Below are 4,339 nucleotides of genomic sequence, written 5' to 3' on the forward strand. Positions count from 1 at the left end.
ATCTCCGGCGCCGAAGACGCCGTGGCGGCGGTTGCGGAGCGTTTCGAGCGGACCAAGCGGTTGAGTGTTTCGCATGCGTTCCATTCGCCGTTGATGGAGCCGATGCTGGCTGATTTCGCCCGGGTGGTGGGGACGTTGTCGTTCGCGGCTCCGCAGATCCCGATGGTGTCCACCCTGACCGGGGAGCCCATCACCGAGTTCACGGCTGAGTACTGGGTGCGGCATGTGCGCGAGGCGGTGCGTTTCGCCGACGCCGTTGCCACTTTGGCCGGTCAGGGCGTGAAGACGTTCGTCGAGGTGGGTCCGGACGCGGTGTTGTCGGTGATGGGCCCGGCCTGCGTCGAAGACGAGGAAACGGCGTTCATCCCGCTGCTGCGTCGGGACCGGGAGGAGCAGCGGGAGCTGCTGACCGGGGTGGCGAAGGCGTGGACGCGGGGGGTGCGGCTGGATTGGGAGGCGTTTTATGCCGGGTCCGGTGCCCGGCGGGTGGATGTGCCGACCTACGCCTTCCAGCACAAGCGCTACTGGCTGGACGCTCCGCCCGCGACCGGCGGCGAGCCCGTGGCCCATGGCCAGCTCCCCGCCACCCACCCGCTCCTGTCGTCGGTCGTTCACCTGCCCGGCTCGGACGGTGTGGTGCTGACCGGCAGGCTCTCGGTGGAGACCCATCCCTGGCTCGCCGACCACGACGTCCTCGGCGTCGTCATCCTCCCAGGTACCGCCTACGTCGAGCTCGCCATGCGCGCGGGTGACGAGGTCGGCTGCGACCTGCTGGAGGAGCTCACCATCGAGGCCGTCATGCCGCTGCCCGACAAGGGCGGGCTCGCGCTCCAGGTGGCGGTGGAGGCGGCCGACGACACCGGGCGCCGTACCTTCACGGTCCACTCCCGGTGGGACGACGCGCCGGCCCACACCCCCTGGACGCTGCACGCCACCGGCGTGCTGGCGGGCGGCGCGAAGCAGCCCGTCACCATGGAGTCGCTCGGCATCACCACCTGGCCGCCCACGGACGCTGAGAGCGTGGACATCTCCAACGTCTACGACTATCTCTCCAGCCAGGGGTACGGCTACGGCCCGATGTTCATGGGCCTGAAGGCCGTCTGGCGGCGCGGCAACGAGATCTTCGCCGAGGTGGCGCTGCCGCCCGAGGCGACGGGTGACGCCGCCGGGTTCGGGCTCCACCCCTCCCTGCTCGACGCCGCGCTGAGCGCGACCGACTTCCTGGAGGAGGCGGGGCCCGAGGCCACCGGCGGAACGCAGCTGCCGTTCGCCTGGGAGCGCGTCTCGCTGCACTCCGCGGGTTCGGCCTCGCTCCGGGTGCGCATCGTGGCCGCGCGCCGGGATCCGGCAGCGCACTCGCACGCGTGCTCGCTCGAACTGGTCGACGCCTTCACCGGCACACCGGTCGCCTCGGTCGAGTCGCTGGTGGTCCGCTCGGTCACCGCCGACAAGGTCAACGCCGCCGCCGTGGCCGGCAGCGGACGCCGCGAATCGCTCTACCGGATCTCGTGGAACCCGCTCACCGCCCCGGCCGCGGCCGGCACGGGCACGTGGGCCGTCGCGGGGTCCGATCCGTACGGCATCGCCGCCGCACTCGGTACGGCGACCCGGACGGCAGCGGACATCGCCTCCCTCGATGCCGCCGACGTGGTGGTGATCTCGGCGCCGACGAATGACGCCGAACCCGCCCACGACGGTGCGAGGAGCGCGGTCAACGAGGTCCTGGGGCATCTCGCCGCCTGGCTGGCCGACGACAGGTTCGCCTCGGGCCGCCTGGTCGTGGCCACCCGGTACGGCTCCGCCGTACCGGACGACGAGCGGACCGACCCGGCGCAGGCCGCGCTCTGGGGCCTGGTGCGCGCCGCCCAGGAGGAGAATCCCGGACGAATCATCCTGGCCGACCTGGACGAGGCGGGAACGGCCCGGCTCGCGGCGGCCGTGACGAGCGGTGAGCCGGAGGTCGCCGTCCGGGGCGGCACGATCCTCGTGCCACGCCTCACGCCGGTTCCCGCGGACGCGACGCCGGCCGACCGGCCCGCACTGGACTCCGGCACCGTGCTGATCACCGGTGGCACCAGCGGCCTCGGGGCAGTGGTGGCCCGTCACCTGGTCGCCGGGTACGGCGTGCGCGACCTGCTCCTGACGAGCAGGCGCGGCCTGGACGCGCCGGGAGCCCGGGAACTCGCCGATGAGCTGAACCGGCTCGGGGCGCGGGTCTCGGTGGTCGCGTGCGACGTCTCCGACCGGCAGGCGGTCGCGGACCTGCTGGAGCGGGCCGGTCAGCTGAGCGCGGTCGTGCACGCGGCGGGCGTGATGGACAACGCGCTCGTCGGGTCGCTGACCGCCGAGCAGATCGACGCCGTCTTCGCACCCAAGGTCGACGCCGCCTGGCACCTGCACGAACTCACCAGGGAACACGGGCTCGCCGCCTTCGTCCTGTTCTCCTCCGTCGCCGGGCTGGTGGTGGGAGCCGGACAGGGCAACTACGGTGCCGCGAACCGGTTCCTCGACGCCCTGGCCACGCTCCGCGCCCGCCAGGGACTGGCCGCCACCTCGCTCGCCTTCGGCCTGTGGAAGGTCAAGACCGAGCTCGGCGGCGGCATGGTGGAGGCGGACCTGCGCCGCATGGAGCGGCTGGGCATGCCCGCGATGACGGCGGAAGAGGCACTCGACCTGCTCGACCAGGCACTGCTCGTGGCCGAACCGGTCCAGGTCCTCAGCCGCATCGACGCCGCCGCTCTGCGCGCCTCCGGCGACGAGGTCCCAGCGCTGCTGCGTGACACGGCCAAGACCGCGGCGCGGCGCTCCCTCAGCGGTACGGCACGCCGCGGCCTGACGGCAGGCGGTGCGCCCGCCGTCAGCGAGTCCGTCTCGCTGGAGCAGCGCCTGACCGGCCTGCCGGACAGGGAACGCAAGCGGATCCTGCTCGACCTCGTGATCGGCCACGTCGCGGCGGTGCGCCACGACGAGCCCGGCGCCATCGAGCCGACCCGGGGCTTCACCGACCTGGGCCTGGACTCCCTGGCGGCGATCGAGCTGCGTAACCGGCTCGGCGCCGCGTCCGGCCTGCGGCTGCCGGCCACCCTCATGTTCGACTATCCGACACCGCAGGCGCTGGCGGACTTCCTGCAGACCGAGCTCGTGCCCGACGCGGCGGTCGTGGAACAGGAGAACGAGCCGGACGAGACGGAGATCCGCCGCGTCCTGCAGGAGATTCCGATCACCAGGCTGCGCGAGGCCGGCGTCCTGGACACCATCATGCGCATCGCCGGCCCGATCGACCGCGACCCCGCCGACGTGACCGGTTTCGGCGGAGAGGACGACCAGAGCGAGGCCATCTTGTCGATGGACGTCGACGCTCTCGTCCGCGCCGCGCTCGCCCACAGCGATTCCGACCCGACCGCGTAAGGGGGACCACCCGTGAGCACATCAACGGATCAAATCGTCGAAGCCCTACGGAAGTCCATGCTGGACAACGAACGGCTGCGCCGCGAGAACAGCAAGCTGGCCGCGGCGGCCACCGAGCCCATCGCGATCGTCGGGATGGGGTGCCGGTATCCGGGCGGAGCCGCTTCACCGGAGGGACTGTGGGAGCTGGTGACGGCCGGGGTCGACGCGGTGTCCGAGTTCCCGCGTGATCGCGGCTGGGACGTGGCGGGGCTCTACGATCCGGAGCCGGGCAGGCCGGGCAAGACCTACGCCCGTGAGGGCGGGTTCCTGTACGACGCGGCGGAGTTCGATCCGGGGTTCTTCGGGATCTCGCCGCGTGAGGCGCTGGCCATGGATCCGCAGCAGCGGCTGCTGCTGGAGACCTCCTGGGAGGCCCTGGAGAGCGCGGGGATCGATCCCGGCACTCTTCGCGGTAGCCGTACCGGGGTCTACGCCGGGCTCATGTACCACGACTACGGTGCGGGAACCAGTGACGGCAGCATCCTGACCGGGCGGGTCGCGTACACGTTCGGGCTGGAGGGTCCCGCGGTGACCGTGGACACGGCGTGCTCGTCGTCGCTGGTGGCGATCCACCTGGCGGCGCAGGCGCTGCGCCGGGGCGAGTGCACGCTGGCACTGGCCGGCGGGGTCACGGTGATGGCCTCACCCGAGATGTTCGTGTACTTCAGCGGCCAGCGCGGCATGGCCGCCGACGGCCGGTGCAAGTCCTTCTCGGCCGACGCCGACGGCACCGGCTGCTCGGAAGGTGTCGGTGTGCTGGTGCTGGAGCGGTTGTCGGATGCGCAGCGGCTGGGACATCGGGTGCTGGCGGTGGTGCGCGGGTCGGCGATCAACCAGGACGGGGCCTCCAGTGGGCTGACCGCGCCCAATGGGCCGGCGCAGCAGCGGG

At 72.2% G+C, this 4,339-nt stretch carries 2 protein-coding genes; both read left to right on the forward strand.

All coding sequences use genetic code 11. The features are described 5' to 3' along the window. Positions 1–3,408 (forward strand): type I polyketide synthase (locus IEZ08_RS38850; protein ID WP_189244221.1); only part of this gene is annotated, 3,408 nt, incomplete at its 5' end. A 33-nt stretch (positions 3,409–3,441) separates the two neighbouring features. Then, on the forward strand, positions 3,442–4,339 hold an 898-nt coding region (locus IEZ08_RS38855), incomplete at its 3' end, for a beta-ketoacyl synthase N-terminal-like domain-containing protein (RefSeq protein WP_444544063.1).

Origin of the sequence: Planobispora rosea (assembly GCF_014648175.1) — a bacterium.
Taxonomy (GTDB): Bacteria; Actinomycetota; Actinomycetes; order Streptosporangiales; family Streptosporangiaceae; genus Planobispora; species Planobispora rosea.